The organism is Paenibacillus durus ATCC 35681 (genome assembly GCF_000993825.1).
Classification (GTDB): Bacteria; Bacillota; Bacilli; order Paenibacillales; family Paenibacillaceae; genus Paenibacillus_AQ; species Paenibacillus_AQ durus_B.
Genome location: NZ_CP011114.1, coordinates 1,528,600 through 1,544,285, shown reverse-complemented (window position 1 = coordinate 1,544,285; position 15,686 = coordinate 1,528,600). Strand labels below are relative to the sequence as shown.

General features: G+C 50.4%; 17 protein-coding genes. 7 read left to right on the top strand and 10 right to left on the bottom strand.

Going from position 1 to position 15,686, the window contains the following annotated elements; all coding sequences use genetic code 11:
- The first annotated feature begins 141 nt into the window (after window positions 1–141).
- Window positions 142–1,212 carry a hypothetical protein gene (locus tag VK70_RS06940; protein WP_046723046.1) on the top strand — a complete coding sequence of 357 codons (1,071 nt, stop codon included), beginning with the start codon at window positions 142–144 and terminating at the stop codon, window positions 1,210–1,212.
- 92 nt (window positions 1,213–1,304) lie between these two features.
- Here the strand turns inward: VK70_RS06940 and VK70_RS06935 are convergent, their stop codons facing one another.
- Entirely contained in the window at window positions 1,305–1,493 is a 189-nt protein-coding gene (locus VK70_RS06935; protein ID WP_046723044.1) for a YqzE family protein, read from the bottom strand.
- A 177-nt stretch (window positions 1,494–1,670) separates the two neighbouring features.
- On the opposite strand from VK70_RS06935, the gene VK70_RS06930 reads away from it, so the two are divergent.
- Window positions 1,671–2,396, top strand: a complete 726-nt coding sequence (locus tag VK70_RS06930) for an N-acetylmuramoyl-L-alanine amidase (protein ID WP_025695122.1) — start codon at window positions 1,671–1,673, stop codon at window positions 2,394–2,396.
- Here VK70_RS06930 and VK70_RS06925 read toward each other — a convergent pair.
- From VK70_RS06925 to VK70_RS28855, 3 genes are all read right to left on the bottom strand, one after another.
- Entirely contained in the window at window positions 2,383–3,273 is an 891-nt protein-coding gene (locus VK70_RS06925; RefSeq protein WP_082210212.1) for a divergent polysaccharide deacetylase family protein, read from the bottom strand. The genes VK70_RS06930 and VK70_RS06925 overlap by 14 nt on opposite strands.
- A 149-nt stretch (window positions 3,274–3,422) precedes the next feature.
- Window positions 3,423–3,722 carry a MerR family transcriptional regulator gene (locus tag VK70_RS06920; RefSeq protein WP_248628187.1) on the bottom strand — a complete coding sequence of 100 codons (300 nt, stop codon included), beginning with the start codon at window positions 3,720–3,722 and terminating at the stop codon, window positions 3,423–3,425.
- Window positions 3,712–3,810 carry a MerR family DNA-binding transcriptional regulator gene (locus VK70_RS28855; RefSeq protein ID WP_233277777.1) on the bottom strand — a complete coding sequence of 33 codons (99 nt, stop codon included), beginning with the start codon at window positions 3,808–3,810 and terminating at the stop codon, window positions 3,712–3,714. The genes VK70_RS06920 and VK70_RS28855 overlap by 11 nt, the downstream gene beginning before the upstream one ends.
- 84 nt (window positions 3,811–3,894) lie before the next feature.
- Here VK70_RS28855 and VK70_RS06915 point away from each other — a divergent pair, with 84 nt between their 5' ends.
- The 5 genes from VK70_RS06915 to VK70_RS06895 all read left to right on the top strand — a co-directional run bounded on the left by VK70_RS06915 (window position 3,895) and on the right by VK70_RS06895 (window position 7,741).
- The gene (locus VK70_RS06915; protein ID WP_025694932.1) at window positions 3,895–4,293 is read left to right on the top strand and encodes a carboxymuconolactone decarboxylase family protein; all 399 of its coding nucleotides are present in this window, start codon (window positions 3,895–3,897) and stop codon (window positions 4,291–4,293) included.
- Between the two features lie 72 nt (window positions 4,294–4,365).
- A complete protein-coding gene (locus VK70_RS06910) occupies window positions 4,366–4,677 on the top strand; it encodes an ArsR/SmtB family transcription factor (protein ID WP_025694933.1) in 312 nt (103 codons plus the stop codon).
- A 114-nt stretch (window positions 4,678–4,791) separates the two neighbouring features.
- On the top strand, window positions 4,792–5,925 hold the full coding sequence (locus VK70_RS06905; protein ID WP_036639566.1) for an MFS transporter: 1,134 nt from the start codon (window positions 4,792–4,794) through the stop codon (window positions 5,923–5,925).
- Between the two features lie 111 nt (window positions 5,926–6,036).
- Window positions 6,037–7,209: a serine hydrolase domain-containing protein gene (locus VK70_RS06900; protein ID WP_324607990.1), complete on the top strand. Its 1,173-nt coding sequence runs from the start codon at window positions 6,037–6,039 to the stop codon at window positions 7,207–7,209.
- 145 nt (window positions 7,210–7,354) lie between these two features.
- Complete coding sequence (locus VK70_RS06895; protein ID WP_025694611.1) at window positions 7,355–7,741, top strand: hypothetical protein; 387 nt, start codon at window positions 7,355–7,357, stop codon at window positions 7,739–7,741.
- 102 nt (window positions 7,742–7,843) lie between these two features.
- On the opposite strand, the gene VK70_RS06890 is transcribed toward VK70_RS06895, so the two are convergent.
- The 6 genes from VK70_RS06890 to VK70_RS06865 all read right to left on the bottom strand — a co-directional run bounded on the left by VK70_RS06890 (window position 7,844) and on the right by VK70_RS06865 (window position 15,439).
- The gene (locus VK70_RS06890; protein ID WP_025694612.1) at window positions 7,844–9,040 is read right to left on the bottom strand and encodes a MalY/PatB family protein; all 1,197 of its coding nucleotides are present in this window, start codon (window positions 9,038–9,040) and stop codon (window positions 7,844–7,846) included.
- On the bottom strand, window positions 9,037–10,164 hold the full coding sequence (locus VK70_RS06885) for an iron-containing alcohol dehydrogenase family protein (protein WP_046723041.1): 1,128 nt from the start codon (window positions 10,162–10,164) through the stop codon (window positions 9,037–9,039). The genes VK70_RS06890 and VK70_RS06885 overlap by 4 nt, the downstream gene beginning before the upstream one ends.
- Before the next feature lie 40 nt (window positions 10,165–10,204).
- On the bottom strand, window positions 10,205–11,332 hold the full coding sequence (hisC, locus tag VK70_RS06880) for a histidinol-phosphate transaminase (RefSeq protein ID WP_025693740.1): 1,128 nt from the start codon (window positions 11,330–11,332) through the stop codon (window positions 10,205–10,207).
- 279 nt (window positions 11,333–11,611) lie between these two features.
- Window positions 11,612–13,528 (bottom strand): oxidoreductase, encoded by a 1,917-nt coding sequence (locus VK70_RS06875; protein ID WP_025693741.1) that lies wholly within the window; start codon window positions 13,526–13,528, stop codon window positions 11,612–11,614.
- 76 nt (window positions 13,529–13,604) lie between these two features.
- Complete coding sequence (locus VK70_RS06870) at window positions 13,605–14,558, bottom strand: NADP-dependent oxidoreductase (protein ID WP_025693742.1); 954 nt, start codon at window positions 14,556–14,558, stop codon at window positions 13,605–13,607.
- 38 nt (window positions 14,559–14,596) lie between these two features.
- Window positions 14,597–15,439 carry an aldo/keto reductase gene (locus VK70_RS06865; protein WP_025693743.1) on the bottom strand — a complete coding sequence of 281 codons (843 nt, stop codon included), beginning with the start codon at window positions 15,437–15,439 and terminating at the stop codon, window positions 14,597–14,599.
- Window positions 15,440–15,686: the final 247 nt, after the last annotated feature.

Genomic DNA, 15,686 nt, shown 5'->3' with positions numbered 1-15,686 from the left:
CTTGAATGAGCCCGACAGCTTGCAACAACCTTTTCAGCGCTTGTCCACTACAATGTAGGGTAGTAGAAACCAAGAAGAAACGGCTACGTCGTCCCGCCCGCGGCTCCGGCAGCCCATAGAAGGACAGGTGAACAAACGCAAATGAACCCGAGCAGCAGAAGAAAGCGTGCCATCCCCGCAATGCGTGTCTGCTTTCTCTTGATTCTTATATTGATCTTGACAGCGGCCGTTTCCAGATTTGCCTTCGGCCCTCCCGCTGCGGATGCTCCTGCCGCCAATTCCTTGAGACTGACGGAGATTGCGGCTGCGGAAGCTGCCGGATCGTCCGATTCAGCCCTATCGCCGCTGCCCAAACGGCAGGATCTCGCCGTCCCGGACTCCCTGAAAGCTTTTGTTCGTGAGGCGATCGACAAGCTTGCGGATGAAGCCCCCTTTAAGGAATGGAAAACGGCGAAACGATCGATTCATCCGCTGGGACCCGGTACCCACGGTTGGCTTGTCAACCTCATTAGCGGCGATAAGCGGATCGGATATATGATTATTACCGCCTCGGATAACGGCGGATACACATTAAGCGAATATGGGGCGGATACCGAAGGACTTCCCTACTCCGTCACCGAGCTGCGCCTGTTCTTGGCGCAGAAGGGCCTTATCCATTCTTTATTTGAAATCATTGAACCAGTTCCGCTGTATGCGCCGCTTCTGCCCTACTGGAAAGTTACGGTAAACGGGCAAGTATTATATGTGAACGCCATCGTCCCGGAGATCCTTCCTTGGGACGACAGCAAAGCTGAAGCGGTCGCCAGAAGCGCTCAAGCAGCCGGGCGATACGGCTTGACGGCATCCGGCTCATTATCCGAAATTACAGCCGCTCCGATGTTCCTAACCGGACACCCCGGAAATCCCTACGATAATCTGCTGTGGCTGACGTCTCCAAAGCTTGCTCCGCTGGCAGCAGGCGAATTCGTACAGCTGCTCGAGCAGCAGCCGGGTCTTGTCTTCCGGTCCAATACCGGAGCGAACGACATTTTGGGCGCCCCGCTCATGATTACGGGTTATCAGCTGTGGACAAGATCCGCAGCAGACGGAGGCGGGACGGTCCCTTATGCCGCTTCAGGCATTGGCGGGCGGCGTTTTGTTCCGCTGGGCGCCCTTCAGGCAAGCGGCACATTCCAGGCCTATGTCTCCGGTGACGGAGAAGCGGCACACTAGATGCGATAGTCCAACTGTATAGAAGAAAGCAATATAGCCCCATACTCCGCTTTTGCCGGAAAATGGGGCTGTTGTATAACATGTCACTCTCTCTACCCTTTGTCCCTAACCTTCCGGCTGCTTCGCCACATTGACAAGCCGAGCGGCAGCATTCCGAACCATTTCTGGCTCCACGGCTGTCTGCCGGCCCGGTGCCGGCTGCGGCTGTCGCGAGGACTTTCCATATAGACGACCACTTTTTCAGTAATGTATTTGACCAGATCTTCACCGTCCGAGGCCACTGCACTCACCTCCTCTATATTTCTTCCTTAATGGTTAGTTTGCACGGTTTATCCTCGCCCTAAACAGGCCTCAGCCGCATAATTCTGCCTTTTGAAGCACAATCTAACCAAAAAAGAACAGACTCTGAAGCAGATCGACTGCTTCCGGATTCAAGATTACACAGGGAGGTTTAACTCTTGATTCTGACTAACCAATGGAGAGCTCCGGCAAGGAGGCTGTTTATCCTGCTGATTATGGGAACGCTGCTGACGGGTAATGCCCATCCATCTTTCGCCTCACCGGACGGGCGGTCTGAACAACATCAAACACTGATTGGGCACGGTCACCGCATCATACTGATTGACGCCGGTCACGGGGGCATTGACGGCGGTACCTCGCACGCAGACATCCTGGAAAAGGATCTGACACTCGCCATTTCCCGTAAGCTATTCTTGATGCTGAGAGCGGACGGATTTGACGCCGTCCTGAACCGTTTGGGCGACTATGCCCCCAGCGATGAGAATAAGTGGCTTCGCAGCCGCTCCCGCCATATGCGCGATTTGGCCCAGCGCAAGGAGCTTGCCGAGACACTGCCCGCCGCTGTCGTCGTCAGTATTCATATCAACTGGGCACGCTCTCAGTCCAAGCACGGACCGATCGTGCTGTACCGTCAGGAAGGCCGCAGCTTCATGCTAGCCAATGCGATTCAGGATCAGTTGAATGCACTTTATGGAGTAGAATTAAATACCCAACCCGGGAAGCCGTTCTATCTGTTGAAAAAAATAACCGCCCCCACGGTTATCGTAGAGGCTGGATTTATTAGCAGCCCGATCGACCGGGCCTTGCTAACGACTTCCAAAGGCCAGGAGAAAATCGCTGAAGCGATATCGAGCGGCATTGCCGCCTATCTTATGGAAACGTAAGCGGGGAACTCCACTTCCACTCGTCCTTGACCAGATCGGAAATTCCGACGAATTGTACACGATTCTTTAAATCATCAATGCCGCCGCGGATTCCTGCGGCGGTCTCTTTGCCCTTAATTCCGACATGACCGATTGTTACGCAGTATTTATGGTCCAGCGCCCGCTTCCCCGCCCGTTGCAATTGACGGGTTACGTGACTGGCTGTATGGGTGTCATCCAGAAAGACATGATTCTCCACTCGCGGCAGGCCCATCTGCTCAGCCACCTGGCCGACTACCGAGCGGTAATTGGTATGGCTGTCCACAAAGAATAGCCCTCTTTCCTTACAGACGGACAGTACGGCGCGCATGACCCGCTCGTCTCCCGTAACTTTGGAGCCCATATGATTATTGATCCCGACCGCGTAAGGCACATTGTCCACCGCCGCCTCGACTCGCTTACGGATTTCCTGATCGCTTAAACTGGACAGTACGGCTCCCGGACCAAGCCACTCCGGCTTGCCTTTACGGGGCTCCATCGGCAAATGCACCAGAACGTCAAAGCCCCGTTCATGAGCCCGCCACGCATCCTCCTGCGAGGTGGACAGAAACGGCATCACCGCGACAGTAAGCTTGATCGGCAGAGCGAACATTTCGTCCGTGCCCCGCATACCGTTTCCGAAGTCATCGATGATAATGGCTACACGCGGATGGACGGTGGAGTGTCCCCTCGCGGAGGGCTCTTGAGTATTCGTTGTTAACTGACCGGGCTGGGTCCGCCCGGTATGAAATGCCGCATCTCCGTGGCCTCCGCCGATAACAAGGCCTATCGCCATAACCAGCAGGGCGGCGGCTTTCGTATAGGCCGAATATGGATGGCGTAAACGATTCTTGTTCATGACTTCATCTCCCTTGACAACATAGATATTGGTTTCATTGTTTGATGGCAGAGGGAAATTTATGTGGGGAAGGCGGAGTCAACAATTGACAGCTTATGCTATGACGGGGGAAAGAAAGGGTTGATCCGTTATGGCTGCTGCCTGCGGGGTTACCGTAGCGAATTGGCGGGATGACCCGTATTTACGATTAGGTCTTTGTAGACTTGAATTTTCTCCTCCAGCTTATTCAGGTTAGTCTCCCACTTCTCTTTTTCCTCCAGCACGCCAAGACGGTGGCTTTCCAGCAGGTGAAGCCGCTGGAGCAGAGTCGCATCGCCCTCGTACCGCAGAGCCGCGTATGCCTTAATTTGCTTAATGGGCATACCGGTTTGTTTCAGCCTTTTGATGAATTGTATCCAGCTCACATCCTTCTCGGTATAACGGCGCCGGCCTGCCGCGTCACGCTCCACCCGGATTAACCGCTCCCTTCTCATAGTAACGCAAGGTGTCGATGCTTAAAGCCGTCATATCCGCAAATTCGCCAATGGAATAATGCATGCAATCCCTCCTTAAAAACCTCTTGACCTGGAGTTAGCTCCAGCTAATATGCTCTAACTATATTTTATGGAGGAGGAAAATACAATGGAACAAGACCGTTATGAGCTCGGCTTGCAAAAGCTTGCGGAAGTGGATGGAAGAGGCGGAGAGGAAGTTATTGCCGGTTTGCGGCACATCGCTCCGGACCTGGGTACCTACATTATTGAATTTGCCTTTGGCGATATTTATTGCCGGGAAGGACTAACCCTTCCAGAACGGGAGCTTATCACGCTGAGCAGCCTGCTGACGGCCGGAGGATGCGAGCCGCAGCTGGAGGTGCATATCCACGGCGCATTGAATGTGGGCATCCCTCCCCGGAAGGTCATTGAAACCTTCATCCAATGCATCCCCTACACCGGATTTCCCAAGGTGCTGAACGCGGTTGGCGTGGCCAAGAAAGTATTTGCCGACAGGGACATCAACTTGGAGAATTCTCAAGAGTGAGAGACTCTGCTTTTAGCGGAAAAATCAGGTCTACATCTTGAAATATCTAGATAAGTAGATATAATAAGCAGTATGGATACTAAATTAATTTTTAAGGCGCTTTCCAACGAGACCCGCGTGCAAATTTTAGATTGGCTGAAGAGTCCGGATGTACATTTTGGTCCTCAAATCTACCTGCCATCGGATGCCGACTTCAAAGGAGGGATATGTGTAGGAAGCATTCAAGAGAAGACAGGACTTGCGCAATCCGTGATCTCCAGCTATTTAACGCTAATGAAAAATGCAGGGCTTTTGGAATCTAGACGTTTTGGTCAGTGGACTTACTACCGCAGGAATGAAGAAAACATCGGTAAATTTACCGACTATATTAAAAACCATTTATAGGCAGCCCCGTTGTAAATTTAGGGTTGTCTGCTTATTGGTAATATATCTATATTTATAGATATGCATATATAAAGATTAAAGGCGGGATGGTATGAAGAAACGCAGCTATTCGTTATTACAGTTGGGGTATTTGGCATCATTTATACGGAGCTTGGAATCGTCGGAGCTTTACCAATGGTCATGAATAAGTACCATGTATCTGCTGTATCTGCCGGAATGCTTGTAAGTTCATTTGCGTTCATTATTGCTATTTTTGGTCCTTGGATGACATTACTGCTATCCAGACTGAATCAAAAAAGAGTGTTGATAGGGATCATGGCATTATTTGCGGGTTCTAATTTTGTCTCCTCTTTTGCGCCCAGCTTTGAGATTCTTTTGTTGCTCCGTATACTCCCCGCTTTCTTCCACCCGGTTTATTTTTCGATTGCTTTTGCAATGGCCGGGGCATTATCTCAAAATGAAGAAGCAGCTAAAGCAAGTGCAAAAGTATTTCTAGGAGTCAGCATAGGCATGGTCCTGGGAATTCCGCTTTACTCTTATATCGCAAATCAATTCTCATTAAGTACTTCTTTTTTATTCTCCGCTATTGTAAACGGGATCGCTTGTATAGGGATTGGCATCATGGTTCCCTCTCCATCTGCAAAAATTAACCATCCTTCTTTCAGTAACCAGCTCGGCATATTGCGAAAACCCTCGCTATTGCTGAATATGGCTGCAAACTGCTTTATCTTCTCCTCCATGTTTTCTGTATACAGTTATTTCTCCGAGTATTTGACGCAAAGATTCGATATGAACGGGGCATTTATCAGCCTGATGCTTGTAGTTTTTGGAATCAGCGGTGTTCTGGGCAATTGGTATGCGGGAAAGCTGCTCGCTTTTCAAATGGTAAAAACGGTGTTGTTTTATCCTGTAGCGTTAGGCTTTTGCTACCTGTTTCTTTATTTTGTATCAAGCTCCGTTATTCTCGTCATTGCCGCTATTCTTCTCTGGGGAGCCGTTCACACCAGCGGGCTGATAGTCAGTCAAATCTGGCTGACATCCGAAGCGCAAGAGGCTCCCGAATTTGCAAACAGTTTATATGTCTCTTTTTCAAACTTGGGAGTTACGCTAGGAACAGTGGTGGGAGGCTGGTTTATTTCCGGTTTGGGTATAAACGAAATCATTGGGAGCGGTTTGCTTTTTGCTGCTTTGGCACTTGTGTGCATCTCTGTTAAGATTGTATGGTTCCGGGAACGCAATAATCTCTGAAACTATTGGTGATCACTATTACTTGGTACATATCCGATTTTGCATATTGTTTTGATTTGGATACCGGTCCATAATATTCTTTATCCCTGACATTTGGAAGGAGGACAATCTTTGAGTAACTGTGAAGTAAATCAAATGGGTGCAGCAGGTCTGCAAGCACGGGTTGATGAAGTTATTGACCGCACACTTTCCGAAAAACGGTTGGTTGGGACGGTAGTGAAAATAGCTTTAGACGGTAAGCTTAGTTATAGCCGCGCCGCCGGATTGGCAGACCGTGAGAAGAACCTGCCCATCCGTGAGGATGCATTGTTCCGGCTTGCCTCGGTAACCAAGCTTGTCGTCTCGGTCGCTGCAATGGTACTCGTCTCCAAGGGGAGACTTGACCTTGATATGCCTATTGACACATGGCTTCCCTACTTCAAACCAACGTTGCCAGATGGCTCTCCGGCTATAATCACGCTGCGCCAGCTGATGAGCCATACGGCCGGTCTTAGCTACGGCTTTCTGGAACCGGAGGACGGTCCTTACCACCAGGCTGGCGTCTCCGACGGAATGGATCGTACCAACCTTTCACTTGAAGAAAATTTACGGCGGCTGGCTTCTGTACCGTTACTCTTCACGCCCGGTACCGCCTGGAACTATTCGCTCGCTGCGGATGTACTCGGTGCGATTGTAGCAAATGTATACGGTTCACCCCTCCCCGAAGCAGTCAGATCACTGGTGACGGAACCGATCGGCTTGACGGACACGGCGTTCCATGTCGTTGACCCGGAACGGCTTGCTGCCAATTATGCGGATGATACACCCGAACCTCGGCGTATGCGCGAGCCTGATATTGTCGGTAAATCTGAAGGGCTATCCGGCACTCTGCTCGATCCGGGACGGGCCTTCGACCCCCTTGCCTTTCCATCGGGCGGCGCGGGAATGATCGGCACTGCGGGCGACATCCTGCATCTTCTGGAAACGCTGCGAACCGGCGGTAACCCGCTGTTAACGCCTGCATTCATTGCGGAGATGGGACGCAGCCAGACTTCCGGATTGACGCTCCCTGACTCGCCGGGCTTCGGATTCGGCCTCGGGTTCTCCGTGCTGACAGATACGGCTGCCGCCGCGACGCCGCAATCTCCGGGAACGTGGCGCTGGGGCGGAGTATATGGCCATTCCTGGTTCGTAGACCCTATCCGGAAGCTTAGCGTTGCAGCGTTTACGAATACCACGCTGGAAGGGATGTCCGGCCAGTTTACTCTAGATCTCCGCGATGCCATTTATGAAGGAATACAATAATTAATGAAATTATACACGGCAGCCGATATTCGACTATGATGAGTGCAAAAGGCCCCCTTCACCAGGAGGCTTTTTCGTATTTTCTCTAAGAGTAACATTTTCCGGAATAGGCGAATATCATGACGTTGTAAAGGAGGGAAAGCAAATGATGAATCCAAATCCAACATATCCTAATCAAGGCAAGGCGGCTTACCCAATGGGAGGAATGGGAGGCGATGTAAAATCACTATGTCAAAAGTACATGAATTACCATGTTATTGCACAGTCGAGGGACGGGTCACAGTTTGATGGAATTATCGATGGTATGGACGACGATGGCATCACGATGATGGTTCCTGAAGAGATCGATGCCGCAGAACGGGAAAATGACAATACTTACAGAGCAATTGGCTTTGGTCCAAGGAGATTTCGCAGATTCCGCCGACTCCGTTTCCCATTTTTCTTCTTTGCATTTCCATTTTTCACACCTTATCCGTACTACTATCCACCTTATCCTTACTATCCTGGCTATGGGTACGGCGGGGGATATTAATAAGCAGTTTTAAAAAAAATAATCGGGCACTCCCCATCTGCAGAGATGTTGGAAGTGTCCGATTTTGTAATTCCCTTGAGCAAAGCAAGAGGTTTAATCGCGCTATCCCTGCTGTACTGGGGAGTGAACTGCATGCTCAAGCCTCTTCAGGGCTTCTTCCACAGTCGAACGCTGGCAGCCGATATTGATTCGAACAAAACGGTCTCCTTCTTTGCCAAAAGTATGTCCTTGATTGAACCAGAGCTTCGCCTCGTGCAGTAAAAATTGTTCCAATTCCTGATTACCGAGACCGAGCGAACGGCAGTCCAACCAGAGGAAATAGGTTCCTTCCGGATTGTACACCTTCAGCTGCGGCAGTCTAGTTTCAATAAATTCCACCGCATACCGCCGGTTTCCATCTATGTAGGACATCAGCTGATCCAGCCATTCCTCCCCATGCCTGTATGCCGCTTCACAGGCCGCTGCGCCGAATATGTTATGGCTCTTTTGCGCCACTTGCTCATTGGCTGCATCATAACGGCGTCTCAGTTCATCATTTGGAATGATGATATTGGATGTAGAGAGACCCGCCAAATTGAACGTTTTACTCGGAGCCGTGCATACGACCGTATTCTGTGCAAATGCCTCCGAGATGGATGCAAATGGAATATGACGGTGCGGCTTGAACAGAAGATCGGAATGAATTTCGTCAGATATGACGATAACGCCATGCTTCAAGCACAGCTCGCCCATGGCTCGAAGCTCTTCCTCCGTGAACACCCTTCCCACAGGGTTGTGCGGATTACATAAAATAAACAGCTTGACCCTGCCGCTGCCGATCTTGTCTGCAAAGTCAGCGAGATCGGGAACGTAGCGGCCCCCCTCCAGCTTCAGCGGATTGAGGATGGTCTTGCAATCATTCATGCTGATGGCGCGATAGAAAGGGGGGTAAACCGGAGGCTGAATGAGAATGCCGTCCCCCGGTTTGGTGTAGGCGCGTACCGCCGTGAACAAAGCATTGACCACGCCCGGGCTGTGGGTAATCCAATTCTTCTCCACCTTCCATCCGTGCCTCTTCAAATTCCAATCGATAATCGCATCATAGTAGCCATTGGAGCGTGCCGTGTACCCGTATATGCCATGCTGCGCTCTAGCCAGGATCGCAGCCTTAACCTCGGGAACGGTCTCGAAATCCATATCGGCCACCCACATGGGCAGAGCATCCTCCACGCCTACGGATTCCTGGACATAGTTCCACTTGGCCGACAAGGTATTGTTCCTGTCAACCGGCTTGTCAAAGTCAAAGCGCGGCCGGGTCATACGGCCTGAACCTGCCTTGAAGCGTTCTGCTCCTGCTCTGCGATGCGTTGTCCGGTTAGGTCGGTATTCAGGATAGCCTGCTCCAGAAGCTCCGCATTGACCTTGAAGGGAAGCGCGGCCGCCGCTTCTTCGTCAAGGGAAACGCCGTTGGCTATCAGCGCCGCTTTTTCCCGGAAGCTGTCCTTAAATCCAAGCTCACGTAAGGTCAGCGGCTGCCTTAGAGCATGCAGCAGACGGGCGACATTATCGATCTTAGTCTGGCTGTAGCCTTCCAGATACAGCTGGACCACCAGACCGAACGCTACCTTCTCGCCATGCAGCCGGATATGCGTCTCATGCTGCTTGGTCAGGCTGTTGTTAATGGCGTGCGCAATATAAGCCTGCGGTCTGCCGCTGCTCAAGCTGCCAGCCTGACCTGCCAGAAAAATGATCGTATTGGTTACCTCGGATATGGCATCCGTAACCTCCCCGCGGCCTGATGCCAGATAGGCGTCGATGGAGAGCTCCTCCAGAATGTCAAGCGCCAGCTTGGAGGTCGCGAGTCCCGCTCTGGCGTGAATGCTGCTTGGTCCGCTTCCCACATTGGGCGCCGCTTCATACCATTTGACGAGCGTGTCGGCAATCCCGGCCGCTATATAGCGGGGCGGCGCAGCCGCCAATATTGCCGTGTCGGACAATACTACCTTCGGCGATCTCTCCAGTATGATTCCCCCGGTCTGAGTACCTTGACGGGTATAACTGACGGACAGGGCGGACCATGCAGCGCAGGTTGCCGCGATGGTAGGCACCGTCACAACCGGAAGGCTCAGCTTATCGCCCACCGCCTTGATGGTATCCAGGATTTTGCCGCCGCCAATCCCAATGAGCACATCGGATGCCGAAGCTTGCACCGCCGCTGCGAGAATATCGATATCTTCCAGGGTGCAGTAGCCTTCATATACTTGAATCTCGTATACAATGCCGCTTTCGTCTAGACTTTTCAGTAACGCCTCACCGGCGACGGACAATGCCGTCTTTCCCGCCAGTATCCATGCCCGCTTGCCGATGGGGGCAATAATCTCTCCTCCTTTTGTGAGAATTCCCGGTTCGTTCCAGTACTTCTCCGGAGCCTTTGCCAAGATCATATTTATTCTCCCTTCAATAATAAGTTAAGCCCTTAACGCGTTAGTTCTTTGAACTTCCGGCCGCCTCCGGCGCTTTCAACACCTTGCGCAGCGCCTCTATAAATATGCGGTTTTCTTCCATCGTTCCAATGCTGACTCTAAGCCACTTCCGCATGCCGTAAGCCGAGCCGGGACGAATGATCACGCCTTCCTTTAGAAGCTGCTGATACAGGGTATCGCTGTCCTGCCCGGTATGCACCATAATGAAGCTGGCTTCCGTTGGAATGTAATCTAGTCCGAGCTCTCCAAAAGCTTTGTAGAAATATTCCTTCCCCAGCCGGTTGTTCTCGTAGACTCTCTCCCGAAATCCGGCGTCCTTTAATCCGGCCAAAGCAGAAGCTTGGGCAACTGCGTTCACATTGAAAATCTGGCGGCATCTGTTCATATATCCGGCCGTCTCCTCGCTTGCGGCGGCGTACCCGATGCGCAGAGAGGCCAGCCCGTAAATCTTGGAAAAGGTACGGAGAACGATCAGATTCGGGTATTGCCCGATCCAATTGAGCGTATCCGGGTAGCCCTGCCCGCCGGTTACAAAATCACAGTAAGCCTCGTCCATGGCGACCACAATGGAAGACGGAATATCCTGGAGGAATCGGCTAAGCTGTTCACTTGTAAAGATCGTGCCGGTGGGGTTGTTGGGATTGCACAGCCAGATAACCTTGGTTTTATCTGTAATTTCTCTCTTAATGGCGTCCAGATCGACACGGTGCGCTGTTAGCGGCACCTGTATGATTCTGCCTTCCTGCAGCTTGGTGACTGTACCGTACCAAGAGAAGGACGGAGTCGGCATAATCGCCTCATCGCCCGGACCGATGAACGTTTCCGCAACAAAGGCAATCAGCTCAAAGGAGCCTGCGCCGATAACGAACTGCTGCGGCCCGAGCCCGGTAAGCCGGGACAGTTCAGCCTTAAGCTCCGAGCTGCCGCCGTCCGGATAGCGGGAGGGGGCTTGCAGTACAGCCGCCACCGCTTCCGTGACATGGGGAGAACAGCCCAGAGGATTCTCATTGGAAGCCAGCTTGATCACCTGTCGAAGCCCAAGCTCTTTGACTACCTCCTCCAGCCGCTTGCCTGGAATATACGGATCAATGCCGTGAAGACCTTTCTTATAGGGTAACGCTGAAGACATCAGCTTCAACCTCCTAAATTTAAAAATAAAGGAGACCCGATTAATATTGACATTAACACGGGCCTCCGGTTTTCCAGTTGGCAGCGATAGGAATATGTAATTACTATTTCACCAATATGTTTAGTATGTTTTATACCTAAAAACAATATATCACCGCGTGTTGATCATTTCAAGAGTCTGTCCATCCATAATTTAGTCGAAATATTGAAAAAGACTGCAGCAAATGAATAATTCACATTTACTGCAGTCCGTTAATCATTCTATTAAGTCTACCGGGGATTATATAGCCAAAGCTGTCTTATAGGCAAGGTTAATACCTTCCAAAGCTTTCCCGACAACAGAAGCATCGCCAATTACATTCACGTTGTACTTTTCTCCAAGTTCTGAAGCCAATGCGTTATTCGATCTTGATCCGATTGCCAACACGACCAGAGAAGCAGGCAGCGCTTGTTGTCCTTTTTCCGTATCAATGATAACATGCGTATCCGTAATTTCCAGAACCTTCGAATTGACGTGTACGGCCACTTCATTATGCTTCAAGGATTTTATCAAGAACTCTTTGGATGCCGGCTCCATGTCGGCCGCAATTTCCGGACGCATCTCAACGATGGAGGTCTTCCGATTGTGAACCGCAGTATGTTCTGCCGTTTCCGCTCCTACCAGTCCGCCGCCGATAACGACCACTTGATCTGGCAGATCCACTTTTCCAAGCAGCACATCATTGGCCGTGTATACATGAGATTTGTCTGCGCCTGGAATTCCAGGAATGATTGGAGTGGCTCCCGAAGCGAGGATGATTTCATCCGGGTTCACTTGCTCTACGAATGCTTTCGTTACTTCTGTATTTAACACGACTTTGACCCCTGAACGGTCAAGCTCGCCCTTTTGCCATACCGTAAAGGTGTTCAGCAGCTCTTTGCCTGGAGGGATTGCAGCCAGAAGCCACTGTCCTCCAAGCTTGTCGCTCTTATCGTACAAAGTCACATCATGACCGCGTTTTGCTGCGATAATGGCCGCTTCCATACCAACGGGTCCGCCGCCGATGACCATCACTTTCTTTTTCACTTCAGCTTCCTTAACCTCATATTCGCCTTCTTTGCCCGTGAGCGGGTTAACCAGGCAGGACACCGGGTTTTGCTGAGCGATTCTCCACTGACAGCCCTGTCTGCAGCCGATACAGAAAATGATTTCATCCAGCCTTCCTTCCTTCACCTTGTTCGGGAATTGAGGATCTGCGGTGGAAGCCCGGCCCATAGCCACAAAATCAGCCTTGCCTTCTTTTAGAATCGACTCCGCTACATGCGGATAAATGATCTTATTGACGGCAAAAACTGGAATATTGACCACTTTTCTAATTTCTTTGGCATAGTCGGAGAACACGGCCGTTCTGATCGCTGTCGGCGCGGAGACGATCGCTCCAGTCTTGTAGACGCCGGCAGAAGCATGAATGGCAGCAATGCCGCTTTGCTCCAACACCTGACTGATGACTTTCGTATCTTCAATGGTCAGTCCGCCTTCCACCATCTCGTCGGCGGAAATCCGGTAAATCATCGGGAACTCGTCGCCGACCAACTCCTTGGCTCTGGCTATAATTTCAAGCGGGAACCGCAGCCGGTTCATCAGGTTTCCGCCATAGGCGTCGGTTCGCTTGTTGGAGAAAGGAGAGACGAACTGATTGATTAAATATCCATGCGCGCCGTGAAGCTCAATCGCATCATAGCCCGCTTCTTTACATCTTCTGATGGCCTGAGCAAATTTCTCGACCATCTCCTTTACTTCTTCCGTAGTCATTTCAACAGGAGTTTCAGACTGCGTCGGATCTTGAATCGCCGAAGGGGCAATCGGCCGCATGCCCATGACTGCACTGCTGGCTTCTCTGCCCGCATGATAGATTTGGACCGCTATTTTAGCTCCCGCCTTATGAACCCGTTCAACCAATTCCTTATGCTCTTCCATAATTTCATCCGACCATATCCCGGGTAAATTCTTAAAACCGGCCCCGCGGGGTTCGACCGCGTTGTCTTCGGCGATGATCAGGCCCCAGCCGCCTTTGGCTTTTTCCTCATAGTATCTAATATACCGCTCAGTCAGCCTGCCGTCTTCGGCGGCATATTCGGTCAGCATCGGGGGGACGACCAGCCGGTTCTTAATTTCCAGATTGCCTATTTTGCCCGGTTCAAAAATCTTTGTGAACATGATGAGCTCTCTCCTTATTTTTTAATTGTGAAAATTTGCACTTATTAAATTTTAAAATAACAACTAATCAAGCAGATTAGTTGTTATTACTCAAAACGATCTTTCCCCGCACCCTGCCTGTTTGGCTTAAACGGTGAGCTTTTCTGGCTCCGTCAATGGTTAGCGGAAGAACTTCGGCTACAACCGGCTTTATTTTTTGCGCTTCAACAAGCTCGCGGATATGGTTCATATTTCTTCCGTCCGGACGAGTAAATACGAACTTAACCGTCAACTGGCGCTCTTCTTCCACTGCATCTATATAATCGGGACGAACGGCATCCCGCCCGCTAATGATTGTAGCCACCACTGCATTTTTCTTCATAAATTTCAGAGCATCCCCATAAGAAGAGCCTCCGAGCGTATCCAGCATAAAATCAAACTCTGTTGTTGTATTCAAGCCTTGGTCATAAGCGAGAACTTCATCCGCCCCCAAATCACGTACGAATTCCATGTTCTTGCAGCTTGTTGTCGCCGCCACATAGGCGCCGAGTGCTTTGGCGACTTGAATGGCCATCGAACCGATCCCGCCGCTTCCCGCTAAAATGAGCACTTTATCCCCCGGCTGAACATTCCCTGCTTCTACAAGAGCCTGCCATACCGTGAGCCCTACCAAGGGGAGCGAAGCCGCTTCAGCATAGGTTAGTCCTTGAGGCATCGGTGCGACCAGGCTTGCAGGGATCACGATTTCATCTGCGTAGGTTCCCTGTTTTTCCATTTCCGGTCTAAAAAAGACATCGTCTCCCACTTTAAAATCCTTCACATTGGAGCCGACAGCCGCCACCTTACCTGACGCATCCCAGCCTAAAATAAGCGGAAGCTGGTACGGAAAGTCTTCTCTCAGAAGCCCTTCCCGCACTTTCCAGTCAACGGGGTTTACCCCGCTTGCCTTTATAGCGATCAACAGGTCATCCGGCCCTAACGGTTCTGTAGGTACAACTACTGTCTTTAGCTGCTGTTCATCGCCGTATTGCTCAATACCAATTCCGATCATTACACAGTCTCCTTTTACTATTGCCGGTATACTTCTTCTTAAAAATCAAAATTGTCCGGATCCGGGCCAACCCGATGATTTTGATTCAGACTGTCAATTTGCTCCATATCCTCTTTTGTTAATTCAAAATCAAATACGCTGGCATTTTCAACGATCCGATGTTCTTTCGTAGATTTAGGAATCGTGATAACGCCGTTCTGAAGGTCCCAGCGCAGAATGACTTGGGCAATGGATTTATTGTATTTATCCGCAATGGCTTTGAGCTCCGGATTATCCAGGAGTTGACCCTGCATGAGCGGCGACCAAGCTTCAAATTGAATGCCTTGCTGCTTGCAATATTGCTGTAATTCCTTTTGGGTTAACCGAGGATGGTACTCCACTTGATTCACCATGGGTTTAATTTCCGCGTCAACCATTAGCTCTTCAAGATGATGAATTTGGAAGTTGCTTACGCCAATCGCTTTTACACGGCCTTCTTTATAAATGGTTTCCAGCGCTCTCCAGGCATCTTTAAACTTTCCTTCTTTCGGCCAGTGAATCAGGTATAAATCCAGGTATTCCAGATTCAGCTTTTTGAGACTCGTCTCATAGGCTGCCAGCGTTGACTCATATCCCAAATCGTCATTCCATACTTTGGAAGTCACAAACAGTTCTTCTCTGCTAATCCCGGCTTCTTTAAGCCCTTGCTGAATTCCCCGTCCGACGCCTTCTTCATTTCCATAGATAGCTGCCGTATCAATGCTGCGGTATCCATGTTTGATCGCTGTCTTCACCGCATCCTCAAGTTCGGGACCTTCCTCCACTTTAAATACACCCAATCCAAACCACGGCATCCTCACACCATTATACAGAGCAGTTGTATCTTGCAAATTTTTTACCACTGAATCTTTCCTCCCATTCTCATTTATTCGAGTTAATTTCTTGAGGCGGCGCCTCATTTACGGGGGAACTCGGGTTCATCTCGATTGTCGCCCCGCTGCAGGCTCATTATAAATCCAACAGAACGTTATAGTAAGTACGTACTTTTTAGTACCGCAGGTACTTAAAAGTACCTATAGCGCACAAAGTGGCACCTAACTTCAAGGTTTACTCCAGGTACTTTGCGGGGACCCCGAAAACTAAAAAAAG